At 68.0% G+C, this 25,919-nt stretch carries 25 protein-coding genes and 1 rRNA gene; 10 read left to right on the forward strand and 16 right to left on the reverse strand.

Features of this window, described 5'->3' with window-relative positions:
- The 3 genes from ACAM49_RS26650 to clpS all read right to left on the reverse strand — a co-directional run.
- Window positions 1–488: P1 family peptidase (locus ACAM49_RS26650; RefSeq protein ID WP_369638297.1), on the reverse strand; the 488-nt coding region annotated here is incomplete at its 3' end.
- Window positions 489–525: 37 nt separating this feature from the next.
- Entirely contained in the window at window positions 526–1,095 is a 570-nt protein-coding gene (locus ACAM49_RS26655; RefSeq protein WP_369638298.1) for a DUF2017 domain-containing protein, read from the reverse strand.
- Window positions 1,096–1,117: 22 nt separating this feature from the next.
- Window positions 1,118–1,417, reverse strand: a complete 300-nt coding sequence (gene clpS, locus ACAM49_RS26660) for an ATP-dependent Clp protease adapter ClpS (protein WP_040805366.1) — start codon at window positions 1,415–1,417, stop codon at window positions 1,118–1,120.
- 195 nt (window positions 1,418–1,612) lie between these two features.
- Between clpS and ACAM49_RS26665 the strand changes: the two genes are divergently transcribed.
- Window positions 1,613–2,923 carry a nicotinate phosphoribosyltransferase gene (locus ACAM49_RS26665; protein ID WP_369638317.1) on the forward strand — a complete coding sequence of 437 codons (1,311 nt, stop codon included), beginning with the start codon at window positions 1,613–1,615 and terminating at the stop codon, window positions 2,921–2,923.
- A gap of 4 nt (window positions 2,924–2,927) precedes the next feature.
- Here ACAM49_RS26665 and ACAM49_RS26670 read toward each other — a convergent pair whose 3' ends face one another.
- Complete coding sequence (locus ACAM49_RS26670; protein ID WP_369638299.1) at window positions 2,928–3,137, reverse strand: hypothetical protein; 210 nt, start codon at window positions 3,135–3,137, stop codon at window positions 2,928–2,930.
- 109 nt (window positions 3,138–3,246) lie between these two features.
- Here ACAM49_RS26670 and ACAM49_RS26675 point away from each other — a divergent pair, with 109 nt between their 5' ends.
- Complete coding sequence (locus ACAM49_RS26675) at window positions 3,247–3,816, forward strand: isochorismatase family protein (protein WP_369638300.1); 570 nt, start codon at window positions 3,247–3,249, stop codon at window positions 3,814–3,816.
- Between the two features lie 90 nt (window positions 3,817–3,906).
- Window positions 3,907–5,958: an ATP-dependent DNA helicase gene (locus tag ACAM49_RS26680; RefSeq protein WP_369638301.1), complete on the forward strand. Its 2,052-nt coding sequence runs from the start codon at window positions 3,907–3,909 to the stop codon at window positions 5,956–5,958.
- Window positions 5,959–6,121: 163 nt separating this feature from the next.
- Here the strand turns inward: ACAM49_RS26680 and ACAM49_RS26685 are convergent, their stop codons facing one another.
- Together ACAM49_RS26685 and ACAM49_RS26690 are read right to left on the reverse strand one after the other, a co-directional pair.
- On the reverse strand, window positions 6,122–6,649 hold the full coding sequence (locus ACAM49_RS26685; RefSeq protein WP_369638302.1) for a DoxX family protein: 528 nt from the start codon (window positions 6,647–6,649) through the stop codon (window positions 6,122–6,124).
- Between the two features lie 164 nt (window positions 6,650–6,813).
- Window positions 6,814–8,181, reverse strand: coding sequence for an NCS2 family permease (locus ACAM49_RS26690; protein WP_369638303.1), 1,368 nt, complete (start codon window positions 8,179–8,181; stop codon window positions 6,814–6,816).
- A gap of 271 nt (window positions 8,182–8,452) precedes the next feature.
- On the opposite strand from ACAM49_RS26690, the gene ACAM49_RS26695 reads away from it, so the two are divergent.
- The gene (locus ACAM49_RS26695; RefSeq protein ID WP_369638304.1) at window positions 8,453–10,507 is read left to right on the forward strand and encodes an AMP-binding protein; all 2,055 of its coding nucleotides are present in this window, start codon (window positions 8,453–8,455) and stop codon (window positions 10,505–10,507) included.
- 1 nt (window position 10,508) lies between these two features.
- Here the strand turns inward: ACAM49_RS26695 and glgP are convergent, their stop codons facing one another.
- Complete coding sequence (gene glgP / locus ACAM49_RS26700; RefSeq protein ID WP_369638305.1) at window positions 10,509–13,076, reverse strand: alpha-glucan family phosphorylase; 2,568 nt, start codon at window positions 13,074–13,076, stop codon at window positions 10,509–10,511.
- Window positions 13,077–13,167: 91 nt separating this feature from the next.
- Here glgP and ACAM49_RS26705 point away from each other — a divergent pair, with 91 nt between their 5' ends.
- From ACAM49_RS26705 to ACAM49_RS26720, 4 genes are all read left to right on the forward strand, one after another.
- Window positions 13,168–13,827 carry a PaaI family thioesterase gene (locus tag ACAM49_RS26705; protein WP_040805362.1) on the forward strand — a complete coding sequence of 220 codons (660 nt, stop codon included), beginning with the start codon at window positions 13,168–13,170 and terminating at the stop codon, window positions 13,825–13,827.
- A 44-nt stretch (window positions 13,828–13,871) separates the two neighbouring features.
- Window positions 13,872–15,875, forward strand: a complete 2,004-nt coding sequence (locus ACAM49_RS26710) for an alpha-1,4-glucan--maltose-1-phosphate maltosyltransferase (protein WP_369638306.1) — start codon at window positions 13,872–13,874, stop codon at window positions 15,873–15,875.
- Between the two features lie 14 nt (window positions 15,876–15,889).
- Window positions 15,890–18,064, forward strand: a complete 2,175-nt coding sequence (gene glgB / locus ACAM49_RS26715; protein ID WP_369638307.1) for a 1,4-alpha-glucan branching protein GlgB — start codon at window positions 15,890–15,892, stop codon at window positions 18,062–18,064.
- A 92-nt stretch (window positions 18,065–18,156) separates the two neighbouring features.
- Entirely contained in the window at window positions 18,157–18,372 is a 216-nt protein-coding gene (locus tag ACAM49_RS26720) for a hypothetical protein (protein ID WP_369638308.1), read from the forward strand.
- A gap of 45 nt (window positions 18,373–18,417) precedes the next feature.
- Here the strand turns inward: ACAM49_RS26720 and ACAM49_RS26725 are convergent, their stop codons facing one another.
- The 4 genes from ACAM49_RS26725 to ACAM49_RS26740 form a co-directional block, all read right to left on the reverse strand.
- The gene (locus ACAM49_RS26725) at window positions 18,418–19,038 is read right to left on the reverse strand and encodes a TIGR03086 family metal-binding protein (RefSeq protein ID WP_369638309.1); all 621 of its coding nucleotides are present in this window, start codon (window positions 19,036–19,038) and stop codon (window positions 18,418–18,420) included.
- 95 nt (window positions 19,039–19,133) lie between these two features.
- Window positions 19,134–19,997, reverse strand: a complete 864-nt coding sequence (locus ACAM49_RS26730) for a tetratricopeptide repeat protein (RefSeq protein WP_369638318.1) — start codon at window positions 19,995–19,997, stop codon at window positions 19,134–19,136.
- Between the two features lie 58 nt (window positions 19,998–20,055).
- Window positions 20,056–20,427, reverse strand: a complete 372-nt coding sequence (locus ACAM49_RS26735; RefSeq protein ID WP_369638310.1) for a DUF3817 domain-containing protein — start codon at window positions 20,425–20,427, stop codon at window positions 20,056–20,058.
- 57 nt (window positions 20,428–20,484) lie between these two features.
- Window positions 20,485–21,669: an acetyl-CoA C-acetyltransferase gene (locus tag ACAM49_RS26740; protein ID WP_369638311.1), complete on the reverse strand. Its 1,185-nt coding sequence runs from the start codon at window positions 21,667–21,669 to the stop codon at window positions 20,485–20,487.
- Window positions 21,670–21,785: 116 nt separating this feature from the next.
- Between ACAM49_RS26740 and mce the strand changes: the two genes are divergently transcribed.
- Window positions 21,786–22,244, forward strand: coding sequence for a methylmalonyl-CoA epimerase (gene mce / locus ACAM49_RS26745; protein ID WP_369638312.1), 459 nt, complete (start codon window positions 21,786–21,788; stop codon window positions 22,242–22,244).
- 86 nt (window positions 22,245–22,330) lie between these two features.
- Window positions 22,331–23,302: a hypothetical protein gene (locus tag ACAM49_RS26750; RefSeq protein WP_040805254.1), complete on the forward strand. Its 972-nt coding sequence runs from the start codon at window positions 22,331–22,333 to the stop codon at window positions 23,300–23,302.
- 96 nt (window positions 23,303–23,398) lie between these two features.
- Here ACAM49_RS26750 and ACAM49_RS26755 read toward each other — a convergent pair whose 3' ends face one another.
- From ACAM49_RS26755 to rrf, 5 genes are all read right to left on the reverse strand, one after another.
- The gene (locus ACAM49_RS26755) at window positions 23,399–23,923 is read right to left on the reverse strand and encodes a hypothetical protein (protein WP_369638313.1); all 525 of its coding nucleotides are present in this window, start codon (window positions 23,921–23,923) and stop codon (window positions 23,399–23,401) included.
- 1 nt (window position 23,924) lies between these two features.
- Entirely contained in the window at window positions 23,925–24,230 is a 306-nt protein-coding gene (locus tag ACAM49_RS26760; protein ID WP_369638314.1) for an ATP/GTP-binding protein, read from the reverse strand.
- 10 nt (window positions 24,231–24,240) lie between these two features.
- Window positions 24,241–24,918 carry an endonuclease NucS gene (gene nucS / locus ACAM49_RS26765; protein ID WP_369638315.1) on the reverse strand — a complete coding sequence of 226 codons (678 nt, stop codon included), beginning with the start codon at window positions 24,916–24,918 and terminating at the stop codon, window positions 24,241–24,243.
- 23 nt (window positions 24,919–24,941) lie between these two features.
- The gene (locus ACAM49_RS26770) at window positions 24,942–25,664 is read right to left on the reverse strand and encodes a rhomboid-like protein (RefSeq protein ID WP_369638316.1); all 723 of its coding nucleotides are present in this window, start codon (window positions 25,662–25,664) and stop codon (window positions 24,942–24,944) included.
- Window positions 25,665–25,821: 157 nt separating this feature from the next.
- A 5S ribosomal RNA gene (gene rrf / locus ACAM49_RS26775) occupies window positions 25,822–25,919 on the reverse strand; the annotation flags it as partial.

Consider the following 25,919-nt stretch of genomic DNA (forward strand, 5'->3'; position numbering starts at 1 on the left):
CCGACACCCGCCCCCACCGAACCGCGCGCGAAGTCCGCGCCCGCATCCTCGGCGGCCAGGAAGCCGAAGTCGGCGTCGGGCCGAATGTCCCACGCGCCCACCGGAAGATCGAAGATGACCGCGCCCGGCACGATCGGCACCACGCGGGCCGGATCGGCGGGATCCATCGGGATGCCCTCCTTGTGCTCCTCCAGCCAGCGCATGACGCCGCCGGCCGCGACCAGCCCGTAGGCGCTGCCGCCGGTGAGCAGGATGGCGTTCACCTGCCGCACGGTGTTTCCCGGATCCAGCAGGTCGGTCTCGCGGGTGCCCGGGCCGCCGCCGCGCACGTCCACCGAGGCGACCGCCCCGCCCGGCACCCGCACCACGGTGCAGCCGGTGGCCGCACCCGAGCCCAGGGTGGCGTTCGGATCCAGCGCGTGATGGTGGCCGACGAGCACACCGGCGACATCGGTGATCGAATTACGTGGTCCCGCAACACTGTTCACAGCAGCTCCTCCTGGGTGACCACGGTAATGCGGGCGTTTACGGCGTGAGCGCCTGGATCAGCGAGTCCTGCATCCAGGTGAGCCAGTGGTAGACCTCGAGGCTCGGCGCGCGGGGATCCTCGTCCGGGAGGTGTTCGGGCGTGTCGGCGTCGATCTGCAGGGCCGTGCCCAGCGCCAGCCGCACGTCATTGAGCCCGGTGAGCCAGGCGTCGGCCTGCTCGGGGGTGATGACGACCTTGCCGCCCTGCGGCGGCAGCGTCTCCAGGATGACCAGGCCCGCGGCCACCTTGGTCTCGATGATCTCCGGCTCGTGCAGGCTGCGCAGCGCGCTGTTGAGGTCCGCGCGCTCGGCGTCGGGGGAACCGGGTTCGGGGCGGTGGAAGTCCGGCAGCAGCCGGGCCAGGCGCGGATCGTCGGGCGGGGTGGTGTTGCCGAGCTGTAGCCCGGTGAGGGCCGCCAGCTCGTCCTCGGGCGCCGAGCGGGCCCGATCGGTGAGCAGTCCGGTGACCGCCCCGACCAGCGACCGCAGCACGTCCGCCTCGTGGGCGTCCATTTCCGAACGCAGCTTCAACCCGCCCAGGGAGTTCTTTCTGCTCCACTTCCGCACGGGGTAACCGTAGTCGTCGCGGTCAGTCGTCACGTTGCATGGTGGCCCACAGCCCCGCCGCGTGCAGGCGTTGAACGTCGTGTTCCATCTTGTCGCGCGACCCTGCGGACACCACGGCCTTGCCTTCGTTGTGCACCTTCAACATGAGCTCGGTTGCCTTGCCTTTGCTGTAACCGAAGAGCTTCTGGAAGATGTAGGTCACGTAGTGCATGAGGTTGACCGGATCGTCCCACACGACGGTGACCCACGGCCGGTCCTCGGCTTCCAGAATCTCGGTGTATTCGATGGCCTCCGGTGTCGCCTGTGCCGCCGACAACGTCATGTCCACGCGCACCGGACCGGTGGCGACCCTGACATCGTCCTGATTACACAGACCCATAACAACCAGGGTACGACTGCACGCCGATGAAACAACAGCCCAGGCGACACGCCACTCCGTCGGGAAAGCGTGATCGACACCCGGGCGTGGCGCGTGGTCGGTGGGGTAGGTCCGAATGTGCCTAGAGTGGGTCCCGTGATGATCGCGGACGGACTGACCAGTACTGCGCTGCTGACCGATCAGTACGAGCTGACCATGCTGGCGGCGGCGCTGGCCGACGATTCTGCCCAGCGGCAGTGCACCTTCGAGGTATTCGCCCGCAGATTGCCGAATGGCCGCAGGTACGGTGTGGTCGCGGGGACCGGGCGATTGCTCGCGGCGCTGAGCGAATTCCGTTTCGGCGAGCCGGAACTCGCGGTCGCCGCGAAGTTCCTGGACGCCCGCACCCTGGAGTGGCTGCGCGACTACCGCTTTCGCGGCGAGATCGACGGCTACCGCGAGGGCGAGCTGTTCTTCCCCGGCTCCCCCATCCTCACCGTGCGCGGCACCTTCGCCGAATGCGTCCTGCTGGAAACCCTGATCCTGTCCATCTACAACCACGACAGCGCCATCGCCGCCGCGGCCGCCCGCATGGTGAGCGCCGCCGGCGGCCGCCGCATGATCGAAATGGGTTCGCGCCGAACGCACGAACTGGCCGCACCCGCCAGCGCCCGCGCCGCCTACCTCGCCGGTTTCGACGCCACCTCCAACCTGGAGGCCGCGCGATCGTTCGGCGTCCCGAGCGCGGGCACCAGCGCGCACGCCTTCACCCTGCTGCACTCCGGCGCGGACGGCCAGCACGAGGCGGCGGCCTTCCGCAGCCAGATCCAGGCGCTGGGCATCGGCACCACGCTGCTGGTGGACACCTTCGACATCACCCGCGGCGTGGCCACCGCCATCGAGGTGGCCGGGCCCGAATTGGGCGGCGTGCGCATCGATTCCGGTGATCTGGGCGTGCTGGCCCGGCAGGTGCGCGATCAGCTGGACGCGCTCGGCGCGGTCCGCACCCGCATCGTGGTGTCGGGCGATCTGGACGAATACGCCATCGCCGCGCTGCGCGCGGAACCCGTGGACGTCTACGGCGTCGGCACCTCGCTGGTCACCGGTTCCGGCGCGCCGACCGCCGGGATGGTCTACAAGCTGGTGGAGGTGGAGGGCATCCCGGTGGCGAAGCGCAGCTCGCACAAGGAGTCCCGCGGCGGCACCAAGCGCGCGGTCCGGCTGGCGCGGGGTACCGGCACCATTGTCGAGGAAATCGTCTATCCCGCTTCCGCTTCCCGCCCCGAACCCGACGGCTTCCAGATTCGCGATCTGCAGGTGCCGCTGGTCCGCGACGGCGAAGTACTCCCCGATCAGCCGACGCTGGCGCAGAGCCGGGAACTGGTGGCCAAGGGACTGGTCAGTCTGCCCTGGGAGGGTCTGAAACTGTCGGCGGGAGAACCCGCGATCCCGACCACATTCCTGAGCTGAGCCGCTACCGCCGCGCGCCCGACCGCCGCTGCAGCTGATACCAGACGACCGTGGCCAGCACCGCCGCGATCGCGGGCAGCACCGGATGGCGCAGCGCGAATCCGAGCAACTCCCCGGGATGGCCGTGGATCCGGCCGTCCATCAGGGCGGTGATGACGCTCGCGATCGAGAAGGCCACGAACAGCAGTAGCCCGTAAACAACGGCGCGCCGCATGAATACCCCCGAACCGGTGTGGGCCGCATGGACCGGCCGACGGCCGAGCGGCACAATGCAATACGAGAGCCGAACCGTCGTGGTTCACTCCGGCCCCGGGAGGCAGCCCATGAGCCGAGCGCTGATCGTCGTCGACGTGCAGAACGATTTCTGTGAGGGCGGATCGCTGGCCGTCGCGGGCGGCGCGGCGGTGGCCGAGCGGATCTCCGAATACCTGGGCGTGTCCGACTACACCGCCGTCGTCGCCACCCGCGACTTCCACATCGACCCGGGCGCGCACTTCTCCGCCACGCCCGATTACATCGACACCTGGCCCCCGCACTGCAAAGTCGGCACCACGGGCGCGGACTTCCACCCGAACCTGAACACCGCCCCCATCCAGGAGATCTTCTCCAAAGGCGCCTACACCGCGGCCTATTCGGGCTTCGAGGGCACCGCCTCCGACGGCGCCACCACCCTCGCCGACTGGCTGCGCGCCCGCGACATCGACGCGGTCGACGTCTGCGGCATCGCCACCGACCACTGCGTCCGCGCCACCGCCCTGGACGCCCGCGCCGAAGGCTTCGACACCCGAGTCCTGCTCGGCCTCACCGCCGCGGTCTCCCCCGACACCGTCGCCACCGCCCTCGACAAACTCCGCGCCTCGGGCGTCGAGCTGGCGGGAACCCTCGAGCGCTGACCGCCGTCCGATCGGCGGATTTCGGTCCTGACGGGCGGCCTGCCGAGGTTTGCGCGGGGGTTGTCGGCGCGGCGCAGTAATCTGGCCGCCGTGCCCGAACTGCCTCCCGTACCGAAGCTCTTGGCCACCGCTGTCGAGGCGTTGGGAGGAAAGGAGCGCACGGGCCAGCAGACGATGGCCGCCGCCGTGGCGCATTCGATCGATACCGGAGAGCACCTTGCCGTGCAGGCCGGGACGGGTACCGGTAAGTCGCTGGCGTATCTGGTGCCGAGTCTGCGGCATTCGGTGCGGACCGGTCGGACCGTGGTGGTTTCGACCGCGACCATCGCGCTGCAGCGGCAGCTGGTGGATCGGGATCTGCCGCGGTTGGCCGAGGCGCTGGCCACGCCGCTGGGCCGGGTGCCACAGTTCGCGATTCTCAAGGGGCGGAACAACTATCTGTGCCTGAACAAGATCAATAGCGCGATTCCGGAGGAGCCGGAGGCCGAACTCTTCGACGCCTTCGCCATTTCCAAGCTGGGCCGCGAGGTGCAGCGGCTCAACGAATGGGTCTCCGAGACCGAGACCGGCGATCGCGACGAACTCACCCCCGGCGTCAGCGATCGCGCGTGGCGGCAGGTGAGCGTGAGTTCGCGCGAATGCATGGGCAAATCGCGCTGCCCCTTCGGCCAGGACTGCTTCGCGGAGAAGGCGCGCGCCGAATCCGGGCAGGCCGATGTGGTGGTGACCAATCACGCGCTGCTGGCCATCGATGCCATCAGCGGCATCCAGGTGCTGCCCGAACACGATGTCGTGGTCGTCGACGAGGCGCACGAACTGGTCGACCGGGTGACCGGCGTGGCCACCGCCGAACTGTCCACCTCCGCCATCAGTGCCGCCGCCAAACGCTGCACCAAGCTCATCGACGAGCAGGAGGTGGACCGGCTCGAGGGCGCGGCCGAGGCCTGGCACAGCCTGCTCGACGATCTGAATCCCGGCCGCTGGGACCGCATGCCCGACGGCGCGGCCCCGGTGCTCGCGCTCATCCGCGACGCGGCCTGGAACGCGCGCACCGCCCTGGCCCCGCAGGGCGGCAGCTCGGCGCAGGGCGATCCGGAGAGCGCGGCGGCTCGCAATCAGGCGCTGGCGGCCGTCGAGGAGGTGCACGACGCGGCGGTGCGGGTGCTCACCACCTTCGAGGAGGCCGACCCGTCCGCGCACCGCGATGTCATCTGGCTGGCCTCCGAGGATGTGCGCGGGGTGCCGCGCCGCACCCTGCACATGGCCCCGCTGTCGGTGGGCGGGCTGCTGCGCAGTCGCCTGTTCGGCACGGCCACAGTGATTCTGACCTCCGCCACCCTGCAGATCGGCGGCTCCTTCGACAATCTCGCGGTGACCTGGGGCCTGCCGCCGCAGTCGGCGTCGAAGGTGGATCCGGCGCTGGCCAATGGCGCCGAGGCCCCGTCCGACGAGAAATCCCTGCGCTGGAATTCCGTCGACGTCGGCTCCCCGTTCGACCACGCCAAATCCGGAATCCTCTACGTGGCAAAGCATCTGCCCGCGCCCGGCCGGGACGGGCTGCCGCAGTCGTATCTGGACGAGATCGAGCGGCTGATTCTCGCGGCGGGCGGGCGCACGCTGGGCCTGTTCTCGTCCATGCGGGCGGCCAAGGCCGCCACCGAAATTCTGCGGGAACGCCTGGATACCCCGATCCTGTGCCAGGGCGACGACGCCACCGGTGCGCTGGTCCGCAAATTCGCGGACGACCCGGAAACCTCACTGTTCGGGACGCTTTCGCTGTGGCAGGGCGTGGATGTTCCGGGCCCGTCGCTGAGTCTGGTGATCCTGGACCGCATTCCGTTCCCGCGCCCCGACGATCCGCTGCTGGTGGCCCGGCAGCGCGCGGTGGAATCGCGTGGTGGCAATGGTTTTCTGGCCGTGGCGGCCAATCACGCGGCGCTGCTGCTGGCGCAGGGAACGGGCCGTTTGCTGCGCAGTACCGACGATCGCGGAGTTATCGCAATTCTCGATTCGCGACTCGCCACCGCGCGCTATGGCGGTTATCTCCGAGCATCTTTGCCGCCCTATTGGGAAACGTCCGATCCCCAAGTTGTGACAAAAGCTCTCGAAAGACTGACAAATAGTGTCGCACAAATGAAATGACGTCTGTGAGAACAGTCACAGGGGTGGTTCTTACTTCTGATCAGAAGTAAATTGGCTTTCGATACTCCGATGTACCCCCCAATTCCCACATCGGGCGTGTCCGTCGTCCCCGCGCCAAGCCCTGCACGCGGCGCGGGGACACCGAAAATTCTTTTAGCGCCGCCTACTTCACGGCGAGAGTGATCAGCCCGGCCACCACGCCCAGCGCGATCGCCGCGACACCCCAGACCAGACCCTGACGCTGCCACGGCCGACCGTGATCCAGCGACAGTCGGCCCGGACCGGTGAAGGCGAGCGCCACCGAGGCGAGACCGAACACCGCGGGCGTCTCCCACATCGCGAAACCGCCACCGCGGGTGACATTCACGGCATTGATCATGGTGCCCAGCGCGATGGCGGCGCCCAGCGGCGTCAGCAACCCGAGCGCCAGCAGCAGTCCACCGGCGATCTCGCTCAGCCCGGCCAGGGTGGCGAAGAACTTGCCCGGGTCGTAGCCCATGCCCTGGAAGGCCTGCGCGGTGGCGTCCAGGCCGTAGCCGTTGAACCAGCCGAACAGCTTCTGGCTGCCGTGCACGGCCAGCAGGCCGCCGAATCCGACGCGGGCGACCAGCAGGCCGATATCGGTGCCGCTCACGCCGCTCGAGGCGGTGTCGCGGGTGGCGGCGGCGGTGGAGTTCAGGGTTGCGGTCATGTTCGGGGTCCTCGTCTCTCGGGTCTTGCGGCGCCTCTCGGGTCTCGAGACGCTAGGGGGGCGATTTCAACCGGACCATGGTCCGCTTCGAAGCCTACAGCAGATCCCCAACGAGAACGGGCGCGAGGCTATTCCGCCTCGCGCCCGTCTTTTCCGGCCTGGATCTACTCGGCCAGGAACCAGAAGTAGTACAGGAAGATCGCCATGAGCACCCACATGATCGGGTGGATCTCCCGCGCACGGCGCTTGGCCACCATGACGATCGGGTAGAACAGCAGCCCCATGGCGATGCCGTTCGCGATCGAGTAGGTCAGCGGCATCATGATCACGGTGATGAAGGCCGGGACCGCGTATTCCAGCTTGTTCCACTCGATCTCACCCAGCGAGCGGGCCATGAGCACGCCGACCACGATGAGCGCCGGGGCGGTCACCGCCGAGACATTGGCGAAGGTCGCGAAGACCGGGAAGAAGAACAGCGCGACCAGGAACCAGAAGGCCGTGGACACCGCGGTCAGGCCGGTCCGACCGCCCGCCGAGACACCCGCGGTCGATTCGACGTACGCGGTGGTCGAGGAGGTGCCGATGATCGCGCCCGCGGCGGTGCCGACCGAGTCGGCGGCCAGCGCCTGGCCCGCGCGCTCCAGCTTGCCGTCCTTGGTGAGCAGCCCGGCCTGGTTCGCCACGCCGATCAGAGTGCCGGAGGCGTCGAAGAAGTCGACGAACAGCATGGTCAGCACGACCACGATCATCTGACTGGTGAACGCGTTGGGCAGGTGGATGATGGCCTGGCCGAAGGTCTGATCCAGCCCGTGCGGCATGGCCGCGACCGAGCTCGGCAGGTTCACCAGACCGGTCACGATGCCGACCAGGGTGGTGGCGAGGATGCCGTAGAGCACCGCGCCGTGCCAGCCCAGCACGAGGAACACCACGGTGACGACCAGACCGAACAGCGCCAGCAGGGTGGTGCCCTTGTGGAAGTCGCCCAGGTGCACGAAGGTGGCCTCGCTCGCGGTGACGATGCCCGCGCTCTTGAGGCCCAGGAACGCCACGAACATGCCGATGCCCGCACCCACGGCCAGCTTCATCTGCATGGGGATGGCCTCGATGATCTTCTCGCGCACCTTGGTCACGGCCAGCACGAAGAAGATGACGCCGGATAGGAAGGTGCCCGAAAGGGCTTCCTGCCACGGGATTCCCATGTGCAGCACGACGGTGTAGGCGAAGAAGGCGTTGAGGCCCATGCCCGGCGCCAGCGCGACCGGGTACTTGGCCCACAGGCCCATGACCAGCGTGCCGAAGATGGCGGCGATGGCGGTCGCGGTGAACACGGCCTGGATCGGCATGCCCTTGTCGTGGAGATCGCCGGCGGGGCCGTCGCCCAGGATGCGCGGGTTGACGGCGAGCACGTAGGACATGGCCAGGAAGGTGACGGTGCCGGCCATCAGCTCGCGCTTGAAGGTCGAACCGTGTTCGCTGATGCCGAAGTACGCGTCGACGCGCCCCTTGGTGCGCGTGAGGACGTCGGTGGTCATGAGTGTGGTGTCTCCAGTCGGAGGAAGGTACGAAGGTTGCCGTGGGAACCGTACTTGTTCCGTATGTCCGCACATGAACCGACCCGGCGAATCGTGAGCTACCGCACCGCCAGAGGCTTGGTTTCGCGGCCCTACCAGTGCAATTCATCCGCTATTTAAATAATTACCGGCCAGTAATTTAAGACCCTTGACCCTTACTGTCTGGGACGTTACAAATACGTAATCAGCCGGGGGTTATCAGGGGAACCGGCCAGGCAGAAGTAGTACGCCAGTGGTAACCGATGTCATCGACGCGGTCGCGGAGTTCGCGATCGCCCGCAAAGCTATCTGGGATGCGCTGATCGAGCCGCAGACCTATCCCCGACTATTTCCCGGAATCGGCGCGTGCGAACAACTCGACACCGTGGACGCGCACCCGACGCTGAATATGCGCGTCGGCGGCCACGGCATCGAGGTGCACGTGTTGCGCGTCCAGTTACACATCACCCGCGCGGGCGAGAGCTTCGAGCTGCACTGCCCCGATCACGGCAGCTTCGCCGTGGTGCGGCTGCGCGGCGACGGTGGGCACACGCGCGTCTACGTCACCTACTTCAAGGCCGGGCTGGTGCATCCGGTGTTGGCGCAGCTGCCGAATTCGACGGTGGTGGCCTGGACGCAGGCCGGGCTCAAGCGGGTCGCCGATTCGATCCTGGGCACGCCCAGCTCGCTCATCGTCAATGGCGAGGACTCGCCGGTGAAGCTGCAGGCCGGGGTGGTCAAGCAGATGGTGAGCTCCGGCGTCGTGCGCACCTTCCGCCCCGATGTCGGGCTGAAACAGATCGGCGGACTGGCCAAGTGGGGCTTCAGCCTGGCGGGCGGCTATGCCGCGGCGGCCGCGCACTCGCCGCAGCGGGCGGCCGTGATCGACGACCGGTACTCGAGCACCTTCGACCAATTGCACGCGCGCAGCAGCGCTTTGGCGGGCGCGTTCACCACGCTCGGCTTCGGTCCGGGCACCGCGGTCGGGCTGCTGTGCCGCAATCACACCGGCATGGTCGAGTGCATGGTGGCGGCGGGCAAGTCGGGTGCGGACGCGGTGCTGCTCAATACCGGGCTGCCCGCGCGGCAGGTCGAGGAGATCGTGGGGCGGCATCAGCTCTCGGCGCTGTTCGTGGACAGCGAATTCGAGCATCTGGTGCGATATCTGCCGCCGGAGCTGCCGCGCTTCACCAGCGATGACGTGCCGCCGGATCCGGGGCGCACCACCATCGAGGATCTCATCGCCATGCGCCAGGAGCCGCCGCGCAAGCCGCCGCGGCCGGGACGGCTGGTGGTGCTCACCTCGGGGACCAGCGGGACGCCCAAGGGCGCGCGGCGGCCGCATCCCAAGGGTTTCGGGACGGTGGCGGCGCTGCTGTCGCGAATCCCGTTCGGCACCAACGAGACCATGTTCATTCCGGCCCCGCTGTTCCACACCTGGGGGCTGGGGGCGCTGCAGATCTCCACGGCCATCCGGGCCACGGTGCTGCTGGGCGACCGCTTCGACGCCGAGGACTGCCTGCGGCGCATTGCCGAGAACAAGGTCACCGCGCTGATCGTGGTGCCGATCATGGTGAACCGGATCCTGGACCTGCCCACCCACATTCGCGCCCGCTACGACCTGTCCAGTCTGCGGATCGTGGCCAGTTGCGGTGCGCCGCTGGCGGGTGCGACGGTGCTGAAGTTCCTCGACGCCTTCGGCGACATCCTCTACAACGTGTACGGCTCCACCGAGGTGTCGTGGGCCTCGATCGCCGATTCGACGGATCTGCGCATGTCCCCCACCACCGCCGGGCGGCCGCCGCTGGGCACGAAACTCGGTGTGCTGGGCCCGGATCGGCGTCCGGTGCCGGTGGGCGTGACCGGTCGCATCTTCGTCGGCAACCACATGCTCTTCGACGGGTACACCGACGCCACGCCGCCGGACGAGGCCGACGGCATGCTCGACACCGGCGATGTCGGATATCTCGACGCCTCGGGCAAGTTGTTCGTGGCCGGGCGGGACGACGAGATGATCATCTCCGGCGGCGAGAACGTCTTCCCGCGCGCGGTGGAGGAGGCGCTGTCGCATCTGCCGCAGGTGTCCGAGGTGGCGGTGGTCGGGGTGCCCGATCACGAATTCGGCCAGCGTCTGGCCGCTTTCGTGGTGAAGCGGCCCGGCTCCGGACTCGACTCGGACATGGTGCGCAACTACATCCGGCATCGGGTGAGCCGGTTCTCGGTGCCGCGCGATGTGACCTTCCTGGACTCGTTGCCGCGCAATACGACCGGGAAGATCCTCAAGCGGACGCTGATCGCGCCGACCTGAGTTACGGGCTGGGCGTGGCGATCAGGCCCAGTTCGGCGTCGGTGGCCAGCAGCGGGTGGTGCGGGAGGATCCGGATCGTGTAGCCGACCGCGCCGGAGATCGGGACCGGGGTCTGGATGGTGAAAACGTCTGCCCCGGAATCGGTTCCGTGATGCCGCATGGGGAAGCTGTGGACGTCGGTGAGGTCGTCGGTCGGTGAGACCCGGCCCAGCACGGCCTGCACGCTCACATCGGACGGGGTGAGCCCGCCCAGGTCGATGCGGGCGCGCAGCGCGAGTTCCGCGCCGATGACCGGGATGTCGGGCAGGCCGGAGCTGTCCACCTGCAGGACTTTCACACTCGGCCAGGCGGATTCGACGCGGCGGCGGTACACCGACAGGTCGTGCGCACCCTTGAAGTCGTTGGCGGACACCGCTTCATAGGCCGCGGCGGTGGGCGCGTAGTAGTCCACCGCGTAGTCGCGGACCATGCGCGAGGCCAGCACCTGCGGGCCGAGGGTCCGCAGGGTGTGCCGGACCATCTCCATCCAGCGCACCGGCAGCCCGTCGTGGTCGCGGTCGTAGAAGCGCGGCAGCACAGCGCGTTCCAGTAGTTCGTACAGCGCCGCGGCCTCGAGGTCGTCGCGGCGGTGCTCGTCGCGGACGCCGTCGGCGGTGGGGATGGCCCAGCCGTTCTCGCCGTCGTACATCTCGTCCCACCAGCCGTCGCGGATGGACAGGTTGAGGCCGCCGTTGAGGGCCGACTTCATGCCGGAGGTGCCGCAGGCCTCGAGCGGGCGCAGCGGATTGTTCAGCCAGACATCGCAACCCCAGTAGAGGTAGCGGGCCATGGACATGTCGTAGTTGGGCAGGAAGACGATGCGGTGGCGCACGGCCGGATCGTCGGCGAAGCGGACGATCTGCTGGATGAGGGCCTTGCCGCCGTCGTCGGCCGGATGTGACTTGCCCGCCACCACCAGCTGCACCGGCCGCTCCGGATCGAGCAGCATGGCGCGCAGGCGTTCCGGATCGCGCAGCATCAGTGTCAGGCGCTTGTAGGTCGGGACGCGGCGGGCGAAGCCGACGGTCAGCACGTTCGGATCGAAAACCTCGTCGACCCAGCCGAGTTCGGCCGGAGCGGCGCCGCGCTCGAACCAGGATTCACGCAATCGGCGGCGCACCTCGTCGACCAGGACGCCGCGCAGCGAGTTCCGGGTGGACCACAGTTCGCGCAGGTCCACATCGCACAGCCGCTCCCAGCCGCGCGCCTCCTCGACCAGTTCGTCGCCGATCAGCTCGCGAGCCTTGTCGATCCACTCGCGGGCGGCCCACGTGGGTGCGTGCACGCCATTGGTGACCGAGCCGATCGGCACCTCGGCGGCGTCGAAGCCCGACCACAGCGGGGCGAACATCTCGCGGCTGACCTCGCCGTGCAGTTTCGATACGCCGTTGGCGCGCTGGGCGAGTCGCAGGCCGAGGTGGGCCATGTTGAACACCGACGGATCGTTCTCGCGGCCCATGGCCAGGATGCGATCGACCGAGACGCCCGGCAGCACAAGGGATTCCCGCTCGCCGTGCGCACCGCCGAAGTAGCGGCGCACCAGGGCGCTGGCGAAGCGGTCGATACCGGCGGGCACCGGGGTGTGGGTGGTGAAGACCGTCCCGGCCCGGACCGCGGTCAGCGCGGTGTCGAAATCCATTCCGGCGGCCATGTATTCGCGAATCCGCTCGATGCCGAGGAATCCGGCGTGGCCCTCGTTCATGTGGAAGACGTCCGGGTCGGGCAGGCCGTTGGCGCGGGTGTAGGCGCGGACCGCGCGCACGCCGCCGATACCGGCCAGGATCTCCTGTTTGATGCGATGGTCCTGGTCGCCGCCGTAGAGCCGGTCGGTGACCGCCCGCAGTTCGGGATCATTGTCGGCGATATCGGAGTCCAAGAGCAGCAAGGGAATCCGGCCCACTTGCGCGATCCACACCCGCGCCCGCAGCACCCGGCCCTCGGGCATGGCCACGTGGATGAGCACCGGCGCGCCGCCCTCGGTGAGCAGCCGCAGCGGCAGCCCCATCGGATCCAGGGCCGGGTAGTGCTCGGCCTGCCAGCCGTCGGCGGTCAGCGACTGCCGGAAATAGCCGGAGCGGTACAGCAATCCGACGCCGATCAACGGCAGTCCCAGATCCGAGGCGGCCTTGAGATGGTCGCCCGCGAGAATCCCGAGCCCGCCCGAATAATTGGGCAGCACCTCGGTGACGCCGAACTCCATGGAGAAGTAGGCGATTCCGCGCGGCCCGCGCTGCTGCTTCTGGAACCAGCGCGGCCGGGCGAGGTAGTCGGCCAGATCGGCGGCGGCCGCATCGACCCGTCGCGTGTAGGCCTCGTCCGCCGCCAGCTCGTCGAGCCGTTCGGCCGGAACCTCCCCCAGCATTCGCACCGGATCGTGCCCGACCTCGACCCACAGCCGGGGATCCAATTCCGCGAAAACATCCTGTGTCGGCCCATGCCAAGACCAGCGCAGATTGGTCGCCAGCTCCGTCAATGCGGACAACCGCTCCGGAAGATGGGCGCGAACGGTGAATCGACGCAGTGCCTTCACCTCTGTAGACCCTACCCGGGGGACCGTCTGCGCAGCTCACTACCGGTGCCCCGCGGTGAGCATCCGCCAAGCAACCGATAACGTGTTCTATATGAGCGAGCAGCAGATCGAGGCCGTCGACGGACAGCCCACCCAGGAGCATCACGAGGGCGGGTTCCGGCCGATCCGAGAACTGGGGCGCGACAACACCAAGGGCGGGGCCCACTACGGGGAGTTCATCGACCAGGTGCGCGGCCTGATGGACCGGGTGCGGCTGGCCGATCCGTCCGACGAGCTGGGGCTCGAGGTCATCGCCACGCTCAAGGAGCTCAACGACAAGCTCGACGAGGCCGTAGTGAGCGAATGGGACGCGCCGTCCTGGCATCGCAACGATCTGCCCTCGCGCGGCAATATCACCCTGCCGCCCTTCGAGGTCGACGCCGCGGGCAAGGACGGGGTGCGGGCGCGCATCACCTTCCGCACCTTCCACCTGGGCGGCAACAACGCGGCCCACGGCGGCCACATCGCGCTCGGCTTCGACGACCTGCTCGGCATGACGGCCGCCGTCTACACCAAGCAGGCCACCCGCACCGCCTTCCTGCACGTCGACTACCGGTCCATCACGCCGCTGAACACCGAACTGCAGCTGCGCGGCTGGGTGGAGCGGCAGGAGGGCCGCAAGGTGTTCGTGCGCGCCACCCTGCACGACGGCGACCGGCTCTGCGCCGAGGCGCACGGGCTGTTCGTGCTCCTCAAGCCCGGCCAGCAGTAGTCCGCTCCGGTAACCGGGGAGGGCACTCCGGTAAGTTCGAGGGCGTGACCGGCCGCATCGCCATCGATGACACCGCCCCCGCGCTCCCCGGCGGCCGGGCCGCGAAGGCCGTGGTCGGTGAGGTCGTGCCGGTGCGGGCCGTGGTCTGGCGGGAGGGCCACGAGGCGGTGTCCGCCACGCTCGCGGTGCGCGGGCCGGGTTCGTCTCGCACACAGCGCATTCGCATGACGCCCGAGTACGAGCCGGACGTCTTCAACGCGGTGTTCACCCCCGGCAAGCCCGGACGCTGGACCTTCCGGATCGAGGGCTGGAGCGATCCCATCGCCACCTGGCGCTCGGGCGTCGAGGCCAAGCTCGCGGTCGGGCAGAGCGCCGTCGATCTGGCCAATGATCTGGAGATCGGGGCGCGGCTGCTGGAACGCGCCGCGCAGGCGGTGCCGAAGAAGCAGTGGGAGGTGCTGCGCGACGCGGCCGCGGCCCTGCGTTCCGACGCCCAACTGCCCGCGCGGGTGGCCCCGGCCTTCAGCGCCGAGGTGAGCGCGATTCTGCGGGCAACTCCCCTGCGCGAGTTCGTGACTCCCGGACCGCTGCACGTGGTGCAAGTGGAGCGGCAGCGGGCGCTGTACGGGTCCTGGTACGAATTCTTCCCGCGCTCGACCGGCGGCTGGGACGCCGACGGGAAGCCGGTGCACGGCACCTTCGCCACCGCCGCCAAGGAGCTGCCGCGGATTGCCGCCATGGGCTTCGACGTGGTGTACCTGCCGCCGATCCATCCCATCGGCACGGTGAATCGCAAGGGGCCCAACAACTCCCTGACCGCCGGGCCCGAGGATGTGGGCTCGCCGTGGGCCATCGGGTCGGCCGAGGGCGGGCACGACGCCATCCATCCGCAGCTCGGCACCGAGACCGACTTCACCGACTTCGTCTCGGCCGCACGGGAACTGGGCCTGGAGGTGGCGCTGGACCTGGCGCTGCAGTGCGCGCCCGACCATCCGTGGGTGGCGGCGCATCCGGAATGGTTCACCACGCTGCCCGACGGCACCATCGCCTATGCGGAGAATCCGCCGAAGAAGTATCAGGATATCTACCCGCTGAATTTCGACAATGATCCCGACGGGCTCTACGCCGAGGTGCTTCGGGTGGTGCGGCATTGGATCGGATTGGGCGTCACCATATTCCGGGTCGACAATCCGCACACCAAACCCGCCGATTTCTGGGAATGGCTGATCGCCGAGGTCCACCGGAAACATCCGGAGATCATTTTCCTCTCCGAGGCATTCACCCGCCCGGCCCGCATGTACGGATTGGCGCGGCGCGGATTCAGCCAGTCCTACACGTATTTCACGTGGCGCACGCACAAACACGAAATCGAGGAATTCGGGCGGGAATTGGCCGCCAAGGCCGACGAGGCGCGCGCCAATCTGTTCGTGAACACCCCCGATATCCTGCACGAGAGCCTGCAGCACGGCGGGCCCGGCATGTTCGCCATCCGCGCCGTGCTGGCGGCCACGCTCGGCCCCAGCTGGGGCGTGTACTCCGGCTTCGAACTCTATGAGCACCAGGCGGATCGGCCCGGCAGCGAGGAGTACCTGGATTCGGAGAAGTACCAGCTGCGCCCGCGCCGCTTCGCCGAGGCCGCGGCGCGCGGGGAATCGCTGGAGCCGTGGCTGACCCGGCTCAACGAGATCCGGCGCGCGCATCCGGCGCTGCAGCAGGTGCGCTGCATCCACTTCCACCACGTGGACAGCGATGCGCTGCTGGCCTTCTCGAAGTTCGACCCCACCACCGGTGACGCCGTGCTGGTGGTGGTGAACCTCAATCCGTTCGGGGCCGAGCACGGCATGGTGTCGCTGGATCTGCCGGCCATCGGGCGCGAATGGCACGATCGGCCGGTCGTGTACGACGAGATCAGCGGCGAGGAATACCACTGGGGGCAGAGCAATTTCGTGCGCCTGGACCCGGCGCGCGCGGTCGCGCACATCCTCACCCTGCCCGCTGTTCCGGCCGCGGCGCGTACCGAACTCGCCCATCGCAGATCGTTTCGATGAGGAACGGCGTCCCGATGAATCGGCGCGACCTCCTGCTGCTGGCGACGGGCACCCACCCCGATCCGCACACGGTGCTGGGGGCGCATCCGCATCCGGACGGGACCGTCATCCGGGTGCTGCGGCCGCACGCGGACACGGTGGCGGCGCGCATCGGCGGCGTGGATCATCCACTGGCGCACAGTGATCACGGCGTCTTCGAGGGCGTGGTGCCGTTCGCCGACCTGTGGGACTACCGGATCGTCGCGTCGTATCCGGGCGGGCGCACGGTGGTCGAGGCGGACGGGTACCGCTTCCTGCCCACGCTCGGCGAGGTCGATCTGCATCTGCTCGGGGAGGGTCGGCACGAGCGGCTCTGGGAGGCGCTGGGCGCGCATCCGAAGCGCTACACCACCCTCGACGGCGAGATCACGGGGACGGCCTTCGCGGTGTGGGCTCCCAATGCCCGCGGCGTCGCGGTTATCGGCGACTTCGACGGGTGGAGCGGAAACACCTCGCCCATGCGGAGACTCGGCGATTCCGGGGTGTGGGAGCTGTTCCTGCCGGGCATCGGGCCGGGCGCGCTCTACAAGTACCGGGTACACGGCGCGGACGGACGCACCGTCGACCACGCCGATCCGATGGCCTACGCCACCGAGATGCCACCCGCTACCGCATCGGTGATCACCGAGAGCGAATTCGCCTGGGGCGACGGCGAATGGCTGCGCACGCGCGCGATGACCGATCCGCTACGCGCGCCGGTCAGCATCTACGAGGTGCACCTGGGCTCGTGGAGACCGGGGCTGGGCTATCGCGAGATCGCCGAGCAGCTCGCGGAATACGTTCTCGCCCAGGGCTTCACACATGTGGAGCTGCTACCGGTGGCCGAGCACCCGTTCGGCGGCTCCTGGGGCTATCAGGTCACCTCCTACTACGCGCCTACCGCCCGCTTCGGCTCGCCGGACGACTTCCGATTTCTGGTGGATCACCTGCACCGCAACGGCATCGGAGTCATTCTCGACTGGGTGCCCGCGCACTTCCCGCGCGACGAATGGGCGCTGGCCCGCTTCGACGGCACGGCCCTCTACGAGCACGCCGACCCCCGCCGCGGCGAGCAACTCGACTGGGGCACCTACATTTTCAACTTCGGCCGCCACGAGGTGCGCAATTTCCTGGTCGCCAACGCCCTGTACTGGGTCGAGGAATTCCACGTCGACGGCCTGCGCGTGGACGCCGTCGCCGCCATGCTCTACCTGGACTACTCGCGCCCGGACTGGGAGCCCAATATCCACGGCGGCCGCGAGAACCTGGAGGCCATGTCCTTCCTCCAGGAGATGAACGCGACCGTGCACAAACATCATCCGGGCGTGCTCACCATCGCCGAGGAATCCACCACCTGGCCCGGCGTCACCCGCGCCACCGAGGTCGGCGGGCTCGGCTTCACCATGAAATGGAACATGGGCTGGATGCACGACACCCTCGGGTATCTCACGCACGATCCGGTGTACCGCGCCTGGCACCACAACGAGGTCACCTTCTCGCTGACCTACGCCTGGAGCGAGAACTACGTGCTGCCGATCAGCCACGACGAGGTCGTGTACGGCAAGGGCACGCTGTGGACCCGCATGCCCGGCGACGATTACACCAAGGCCAGCGGGGTGCGCGCGCTGCTGGCCTATATGTGGGCGCATCCCGGTAAGCAACTGCTGTTCATGGGCCAGGAGTTCGGTCAGTTCCGGGAGTGGAACCACGACCGCGGGCTGGACTGGTACGAGCTGGAAAATCCACTGCACCAAGGGATTCAGTCGCTGGTCGGCGACCTGAACCGGCTCTACGCCGCGAGCCCGGCGCTGTGGAGCCAGGACACCTCGCCCGGCGGGTACGCCTGGATCGACGCCGACGACCGCGACAACAATGTGCTCTCGTTCCTGCGTTACGGCACCGACGGCTCCCTCCTCGCCTGCGTCTACAACTTCTCCGGGCGGCAGCTCGACGGGTATCGCATCGGATTGCCGGGGCCCGAACCGGATTCGTGGTTCGAGGTGCTGAATACCGATGCCATCGCCTACGGTGGCGGCGGGGTAGGAAATTCCGGCGAGATTCGCGCCGAGGCGCTTTCCTGGCACGGCCGTCCGATTTCGGCCGCACTGACGCTCGCACCGCACAGCGCCGCCTGGTTGTCGCGCGTGCCCCCGATTCCAGGGGCACGGTAATCAAGGTCAACCCTTTCCGAATGGAACCGGGTAGGACTGAATTCAGCGGCGTCGCAACCGAATTGCCTTATACCCCGAAGGAATGAATCTGTATGAAGAAGCTCGGAACCTTCGCTCTGATCGGTGCGGCCGCGGCCGGAATCCTGACCGCGGGCGCCGGTATCGCCACCGCTGACGACACCGTCGAGGCCAAGCCGATCATCGCCGTCGGCGAGCCGGATCCGACCAGCTCCGGATCCTCCACGCTCGTGAAGAGCCTCACGGATCTGCTGTCCACCGGCAGCGCGAAGGCCGGAACCACCAAGTAGTACACAGGTTCCCCACTTCGCGGGGAAAGTGGGGAACCGCGGGGCTCATGCGGGCCAGCCGGGCGACCGGCCCAGCACCGCGAGAATCCGATCCAGACCCGACGCGCCCGCCGCGTCCACCGCGGGAGCGAAGGATGCGCCCGGCTCCTCCCGAGCCGCGCCACCCGGCACCGCCTCGGCCACCGGCAGCCCGGCACTCAGCAAGTCCGCGTCGAATTCGACGGTGACGCCGAGCGCCCGCGCCACATCCCAGGCGTGCACGATGTAGTCGATGAAGTGAAAGCTGATCGCCAGCGGCGCGGGAATCACTATGCCGCCCCGGACTTCCGGCAGCGGGAACCGCTGGTCCAGCACCCCGGGCTCCGCGAACGCCGCCAGCACCTCCGCGGCCGCTGCCCGATACTCCCCCACCGGATCATCGCTCAACGGCCGCGGCTTCCACAGCGCGATATCACCCTCGCCGTGTGCGGCGGCGGCGAATCCGCGGTGCTGAACGATCATGTGCTCCAACAGATCTCGCAATGTCCAGCCCGCACACGGCGTCGGCGCGTCCAGATCGGACGCCGTCACCCCCGCCACCACCTCGATGCTCGCGCGCACCGCCCGCTCGTCCAGCGCGATCAATTCGGTCCCGGATTTCAGCAATTCGTCGTACGTGCTTATCATAAGCATCAGCGTACTAATACATGACGGCGAAGTCGACAGGCAGAAACGACGAACCCCCTCGCAGCGCGCAGCCGTGAGGGGGTTCGAGGGTTCGATCAGTACAGCGCGGCGGCCAGCTTGCGGCGGGCGGCGACCACGATGGGTTCGGCCGGATCGAAGAGCTCGAAGAGCTCCAGCAGCTTGGTGCGGGCCCGGGTGCGGTCATCGCCCGCAGTCCGCTTGACCTGGGCGATGAGACGGTCGAAGGCGGCCTCGGGCTGCTGGTTGAACATTTCGAGATCGGCGGCCGCGAGGGCAGCATCCAGATCGGACGGGTCGGCGTCGGACTTGGCGACGGCGCCCGGGTCGAGATCCTGTACGCGGGAAAGGAATTGGACCTGACGCAGCGCGGCCTTGGCCTCGGCGTTGTTCGGCTCGGCGGTCAGGATGGCCTGGTAGGCGGCGATGGCGGCGTCGAAATCGCCGTTCTCCAGGGCCTCTTCGGCAGCGACGAAGCGCGGGTCCTCGGGGATCTCGGGCTCAGCGTCCGCCTCACCGCTCGCGCCGACGCCGGGGAGCTTGCCGCGCACGGCGTCCACCACGGCGGCGATCCAGCCGGTCACCTGCTCCTCGGGCTGGTTGCCGGTGAAGTCGGCCAGCGGCTGGCCCGCGGCCACCGCGACCACGGTCGGGATGCCCTGCACGCCGAAGGCCTGCGCGATGCGCATATTGGCCTCGGCCTCGACGGTGGCCAGATCCCAGTCACCGCCGCCCTGGCCGACCAGCTTCTCCAGCAGCTTCACCAATTCGATGCTGCCCGGGCTGCGCTGCGAGTACAGCGCCACCACCACCGGCACCTGGGTGGAGCGCCGCAGCACTCGATCCTCGAAATTGGCCTCGGTGACGGCGTGGTCGCCGGGGACATCCCCGGCCGGGGCGGCCGGCTGCTTGAGGGCGGACAGGTCAACCGCGCCCGACATGGCGGCGGCTGCGGCGGCGGAAGGACGGCGTGCTGGTCGAGTCACGACATCCAGTTTGTCACGAACGCGCGGCGGCGGGTGTCGCGGCTTGGCTCAGCTCACCGAGCTGACCGGAGTTGATGGCCCAGCGCTCGAACCACACGGAGGTGAAGGGCACCACCGAGGACGCCAGCGCGAGACCCGTGGTCTTGCCGGGCCATTCGAATTCCCGCGAGGCCAGCAGGCAGTTGATGGCGTAGGCGAGGAACACGATGCCGTGCAGCATGCCGAACACCATCACCGGCCACTTGATCGGCTGATCGGCGATGCCGAGCGCGTCCGCGCGCTTGAGCGCCGAGCCGATGAAGAGGAGCACCCAGGAGGGAACCTCGAGGAGGCCGAAGAACCGCACGCGCTTTGCGACCGTAGACAGGTCGAACAGATCACCCATGCGGTTCATTCTGCCGGACTCCTACGACGGCCTGTCGTGGAGCTTCGTCACATCCGCTTACTTCACGCGGAGGATGAGGGCGTCGCCCTGGCCGCCACCGCCGCACAGCGCGGCCGCGCCGACGCCGCCGCCGCGACGCTGCAGTTCCAGCGCCAGGTGCAGCACGATGCGGGCGCCGGACATGCCCAGCGGGTGGCCGATGGAGATGGCGCCGCCGTTGACGTTCACCTTGTCCGCGTCGATGCCCAGCTTGCGGGTGGAGGCGATGCCGACCGCCGCGAAGGCCTCGTTGATCTCGACCAGATCCAGGTCGGCGGGCGAAATGCCTTCCTTGGCACAGGCTTTCGCGATGGCGTTGGCGGGCTGCTCCTGCAGGCTGGAGTCCGGGCCCGCGACCACGCCGGCCGCGCCGATCTCAGCGATCCAGCTCAGGCCCAGCTCCTCGGCCTTGGCCTTGGACATGACGACCACCGCGGCCGCGCCGTCGGAGATCTGCGAGGCCGAACCGGCGGTGATGGTGCCGTCCTTGCGGAAGGCCGGGCGCAGCTTGGCCAGCGATTCGGCGGTGGTGTCGGCGCGGATGCCCTCGTCCTCGGCGAACTGGATCGGGTCGCCCTTGCGCTGCGGGATGGCAACCGGGGTTACCTCGTTCTCGAAGACGCCGTTCTTCCACGCGGCGGCGGCCTTCTGGTGCGAGGCGGCGGCGAAGGCGTCCTGCTCCTCGCGGCTGATCTTGTCGGCATCGTTGCGCTGCTCGGTGAGCGCGCCCATGGCCTGGTCGGTGAAGATGTCGTACAGGCCGTCGTAGGCCATGCTGTCGCGCAGGTTGACGTCGCCGTACTTGTAGCCCTCGCGGCTCTTCTCCAGCAGGTGCGGGGCGTTGGTCATGGACTCCTGGCCGCCGGCCACCACGATCTCGTACTCACCGGCGCGAATCAGCTGATCCGCCAACGCGATTGCATTGATACCGGACAAACACACCTTGTTGACGGTGAGCGCCGGAACGTCCATCGGAATGCCGGCGGCGACCGCGGCCTGGCGCGCCGGGATCTGGCCCGCGCCCGCGGTGAGCACCTGGCCCATGATCACGTAGTCGACCTGCTCGGGCGCGACCCCGCCCTTCTCCAGCGCCGCCTTGATGGCGATACCGCCCAGGTCCGAGCCGCTGAACCCCTTCAGCGATCCGAGCAGCCGGCCGACCGGCGTACGGGCGCCGGAGACGATGACGGAGGTGGTGGACACGATGGGAGCCTCGCTTACGTCGTATGGTGACCGCTCCGCCAACCATCGGAGCAGTACTCCACGGTAACTCCCGACACTTCGGGCAGGGTATGTGGGTGCGCGCTACCGTTCGTGGTGTGAGCAACGAATTCATCCCGTCGGAATACGTCGTCGCAGTCGATCATGTGGGAATCGCTGTGCCCGATCTCGATTCGGCGGTCGCCTGGTACCGGGACAATCTCGGCATGGTCGAGACGCATCGCGAGATCAACGAGGCGCAGGGCGTCCACGAGGCCATGCTGTCGGTGCCCGGCACGCCGGCGGGCTCGGTAGCTCTGCAGTTGCTGGCTCCGCTGAACGAGGAGTCGACGATCGCAAAGTTCATCGATCGAAACGGGCCTGGCCTGCAGCAGCTCGCATATCGGGTCACCGATGTGGAGGCGGTTTCCGCGCAACTGCGTGAACGGGGCTTGCGTTTGCTGTACGCAGAGCCCCGAGGTGGAACTGCTGGTTCCCGCATCAATTTCATCCACCCGAAGGATGCTGGCGGTGTGCTGGTCGAACTCGTCGAACCGGCCTCGAAAACTACCCACTAGTACCGACATCCGGCCCTCTAAAGAGGCTGTAACAACATTCGCGGTCGGGTCACCATCAGTGGTCGTCAGGCTGTAGTTTGTGGGGCATGTCGTCCACTGAGCCCGATCGTAATCGCTTCGTTGCACTGCCCTTTACCGTTGTGCGGAAGGGCTATGACCGTGACGAGGTGCGTAACTACTTCGACCGTTTCGATGCCGAGCTAAGGGTCACCGCGACCGATCGCGATGCCGCCGCGGCCCAGGCCCGCAATCTCGCAGCCCAGCTCGAGGATGCCCGGGACGAGATCGACGAGCTCCGTAAGGAGGTCGACCGGCTCTCGGTGCCGCCGACCACCGCCGAAGGTATGTCCGATCGCATCTCGCGCATGCTGCGCCTGGCCTCCGACGAGGCCTCCGAGGTTCGTGCCCAGGCGCAAGCCGAAGCCGCGGAAATGATTTCGATCGCCGAACAGCAGGCGACCGAAATGCGTGGGAAGTACGAATCGCTCCTCTCCGAGACCAAGGAGAAGCGCGAAGCGCTCGAAATCGAGTTCGAGCAGACCCTCGCCAACGCGCGCTCCGAGTCCGCCAAGATCGTCGAAGCCGCCAATGCCGAGGCCGACCGCCTCACCAAGGAGTCCGAGGCCAAGCGCAAGGCCACGCAGCAGGACTTCGAGGTCACCATGGCCGAGCGCCGCACCAAGCTCACCCGCGCCATGGAGGAGCTGGAGGCCACCTCGCGCGCCGAGGCCGCCCAGCGCATCAAGGACGCCACCGACGAGGCCAACCGCCTCATCACCTCGGCGACCAACACCGCCGATCGAAAGATCGCGCACGCCAAGGAACTCGCCGAGGAAATGCGCGTCCTGCGCGGCCGCGTCCTGGCCCAGCTGCTCGGCATCCGCGGCCAGCTCGACTCCGTCCCCGCCATGCTCGCCGCCGTCAACCGCGAGAGCGAACTGCTCGACGGCGCACCGGAACAGCGCTCCCTCAACAAGGGCGGCCGCAAGGCCATCTCCGACGCCCGTGACGACGACGACCTCGTCGACGAGCGCGAGAACGCCGAAGTCTCCAGCTAATTCACTCCACGGGCGACAACCCGAAGCCGTTCGAAGGCCGCTTCTCCCCCTCGGGAAGCGGCCTTCCCTATTGGCTCACCGCGTATCCCGCTCGGCTCACCAGATGTCCGGCCAGACCGGACGATCCGGGATATCGAAGGCGGCGTAGTTCCCGCGCACCAGCATCGGCATCGCAGCGCCCACCGGGAATCGCCCGAACAGGGTGTCCGCCTTGGACTTACGCCAGTGCGGGAATCGGTACTCCTTGCGGATCCGAAGCACCGCAGCGGTTTCCGGGTGCGTGAACTCGGTTTCGATGTGTACGCGGTGGGTGTCTGTGAAGAGGAGGTGACGCCCCGTGTCTCTGCGATACCCCACGTCGACCACCACTCCCGGCGTCTTGGTTCCCGCCGTCCGGAGGTACTCGCAACGTCGGCGCCAGGCCAATCCCAGCACCCACACCCACAATTGGACGCCGACGAACAATCCGGCGAAACCCGCGAACAGGGCCAGCGGCTCGATCAAACGCAGCCCGATCCACCATCCGGCACGGAACCCCAGCGCGGCGGCCAGCAACGCGCCCACGATGACCGGCAACATCCACACCAGGGTCGCCGGGCCCACCAGCTTCTTCGCGGTCAACTCAGGACCAGCGGCGGGTGATGGTGCGGGTGTTGCGGCCCTTCCAGCAGCCGGTGTGCCAGTGGCGGCGGTCGTCCTCGCCGTCGTGGGCGGCCCAGGCGACGATATGCGGTGTGCCGGGCGGGATCACGTGATCGCAGCCGGGGCAGCGGTAGGGCTTGGTGGCGCGGGTGCCGGGGACCGTGCGGACGATGAAGGTCTCGTCGGTGCCGGGGCCGGGCTCGGTCCGGCCGAAGACGTCGCCGAGCGGGCGCGGGTCCGTGTGGGACCGCGCCGCGTCCCTGGGTCTCGGCTTCCGACGGGGCATGGTATCGAGGTTAGAACAGGCGGAATTCGTCGGACTCGGTGCCACGGAGGGCGTTGTAATCCAGCGTCAGGCAACGGATGCCGCGATCGGTGGCCAGGGTCTTGGCCTGGGGCTTGATCTGCTGGGCCGCGAAGACGCCGGCGACCGGGGCCAGCAGCGGGTCGCGGTTGAGCAGTTCGAGGTACCGGGTGAGCTGTTCGACGCCGTCGATCTCACCGCGGCGCTTGATCTCGACGGCGACCGTCGCGCCGTCGGCATCGCGGCAGAGGATGTCGACCGGGCCGATGGCGGTCATGTACTCGCGGCGGATCAGGGTGTAGCCGGGGCCGAGGGTCTCGATGTGCTCGGCCAGCAACTCCTGCAGGTGGGCCTCGACGCCGTCCTTCTGCAGGCCGGGATCGACGCCGAGATCATGTTTGGAATCGAGTTCGATGTCCTCGACCGTGATGCGGAGCTCCTCACCGGCCTTGTTGGTGACGACCCACAGTTGGCTTGTCTCCGAGTCGGTTTCGCGCTCCTCCAGCCAGCACGGCGGACTCATCCAGTTCAGCGGCTTGTAGGAACCGCCGTCCGAGTGGACCAGCACCGAACCGTCGGCCTTCATCATCAGCAGACGACGGGCCATGGGCAGGTGGGCGGTCAGACGGCCAACGTAATCGACCTGGCAACGAGCAATCACAAGGCGCACCGGTCGAGTCTAGTGACCGCGTTTCAGGCCAGCAGCATCAGGCAGGCGAAAACGGAACCGACTGCCAGCAACAGGTATTCCAGCCAGTTGAACGGGTGCAGCGGGACCACCTGACGACGAATCATGAGGCGGCCGATGCCCAGGCCCAGGCACAGCGCGAGGAAGTGCCCGACATTGGTGAAGGTGTGCCAGACCAGGACGCCGCCGAGCGCCAGGGTGAGCCAGCTTGCCGCCCAGACGAATCGGCGATGCGCGGGCAACACCGCGATCAGGGCGCCGACGACCGTCATCGCGCCATAACTGACGCCGACGTCCTCGACCATGGTGATGCTGTGCGGCACCAGCTGCGACTCCACCGCGACCCACAGGCCGACGGCGACCAGCACGGTCGTCCCGATATGCCCCAGCAGGAAGGTGTGCATGAGCTTCACGGTGCCGAACCGCCGCTCCGCCAATGCCAGCAGGCACGCCAGCAGCGGAACGATGATGAACACCGTGGCCGCGCCCTCGCTCACCACGAAGGCGCTGGAGAACAGGGTGCCGAAGCGGCCGTTGGCCAGATTGTGCAGATTGGTGCTGGCGTGCAGCACGATTCGCGTCGCGGTCGACCCGCTGACGACGGTGAGCGCGATCGCGACGGCGATCAGCAGGCCGACATAGCCATAAGTGGCGGGCAGCCAGAATGCCGCCGGCCGAAACCGTCGACGGGAGACCACCGGCGTTGCCGACGCTGCTTCTACGACCATGCCCTCGATCATTGCCTGTCCATCCGCAGCGAGACTGACTCTCCGCTGGGAGCTTTCTGTGAACTCATATCTACGGGTATGTACCGGGGATACACCACCAACGTACCCGTAAACGCAGAAGGCCCCGACCAAATGGTCGGGGCCTTCGCGAATGATGTTCCGGCGGTGTCCTACTCTCCCACACCCTGTCGAGTGCAGTACCATCGGCGCAGGTGGCCTTAGCTTCCGGGTTCGGAATGGGACCGGGCGTTTCCC

The sequence above is a fragment of the Nocardia sp. JMUB6875 genome (assembly GCF_041154655.1).
GTDB lineage: Bacteria > Actinomycetota > Actinomycetes > Mycobacteriales > Mycobacteriaceae > Nocardia.